A 1,281-nucleotide genomic window follows, 5' to 3' on the forward strand; every position below is an offset into this window, starting at 1 on the left:
TGATCCACCCCCATTGAACGGGTCCACCTTGAAGTATGGTTTTGACCATGAAGGAGGACCACAATGGCAAACAAGCGACACAAGCCCGACGAGATCGTCACGAAGCTTCGGCAGGTTGAGGTTTTGCGCGGCCAAGGCATGGCGATGGCGGATGCCGTTCGCCAGATCGGCGTTTCCGAACTGACGTTCTACCGGTGGCGCAAGCAATATGGCGGCATGAGCCGTGACCAGCTTCGGCAGTTGAAGGATCTCCAGAAGGAGAACGAACGGCTTCGCAAGGCGGTGGCCGATCTGACGCTGGACAAGCTGATCCTGACGGAGGCTGCGCGGGGAAACTTCTGAGCCCCTCGCGTCGCCGTGCCTGCATCGACCATGTTCGCTCGGTTCTGCCGAAGCGCGTGTCGGAGCGCCGGGTATGCCTCGTGCTTGGGCAGCATCGCTCCACGCAGCGGCATATTCCTCGCGGCCGGGACGACGAGCAGCAACTGACCGAGGACATCGTTGCACTGGCCCGCCGCTATGGCCGCTACGGCTATCGCAAGATCGCCGAGCTTCTGCGCAGCCAGATGGGCTGGGTGGTCAACGACAAGCGGGTCGAGCGCATCTGGCGGCAAGAGGGGCTGAAGGTTCCAGCCAAACAACCGAAGAAAGGCCGGCTCTGGCTCGGCGACGGATCATGCATCCGCCTGCGCGCCGAGCGGCCCAACCATGTCTGGTCCTACGACTTCGTCGAGGACCGCACTCATGACGGAAGGAAGTACCGCATGCTTAACGTGATCGACGAGTTCACGCATGAGGCGCTGGCGATCCGCATCGATCGCAAGCTCAACTCCACCGACGTCATCGACGTCCTGTCCGACCTGTTCATCCTGCGCGGCGTGCCTGAGCACATCCGTTCCGACAACGGCCCGGAGTTCATCGCCACGGCCGTGCAGGACTGGATCACCGCCGTCGGGGCGAAGACTGCCTACATCGCACCCGGAAGCCCATGGGAGAATGGCTACATCGAGAGCTTCAATGCTCGCCTGCGCGACGAACTCCTCGACGGCGAGATCTTCTACACGCTCAAAGAGGCCAGGATCATCGTGGAAAGCTGGCGTCGGCATTACAACACCGTGCGTCCGCATGGATCGCTCGGCTACAAGCCGCCGGCACCTGAGGTCTTCATTCCGGCATTCGCGCGGGCGGCCCTGCAACCCCAACCAGCGATGCCGCCCGCGCTGGCGCCACGACCATCATTGCACTAACAATCAAATTGGACCCGTCCGTGGGGGCCGATCA

At 62.3% G+C, this 1,281-nt stretch carries 1 protein-coding gene; it reads left to right on the top strand.

Translation table 11 applies throughout. The features are described from left to right. The first annotated feature begins 63 nt into the window (after positions 1 to 63). Positions 64 to 1,247 (top strand): IS3 family transposase gene (locus F9K78_RS21775; RefSeq protein ID WP_119039375.1). Its coding sequence is split into 2 segments (ribosomal slippage): positions 64 to 328 and positions 328 to 1,247, totalling 1,185 coding nucleotides; the frame shifts between segments, so codons are not numbered across the junction. Positions 1,248 to 1,281 lie beyond the last annotated feature (34 nt).

The organism is Brucella pseudintermedia (assembly GCF_008932435.1).
Lineage (GTDB): Bacteria > Pseudomonadota > Alphaproteobacteria > Rhizobiales > Rhizobiaceae > Brucella > Brucella pseudintermedia.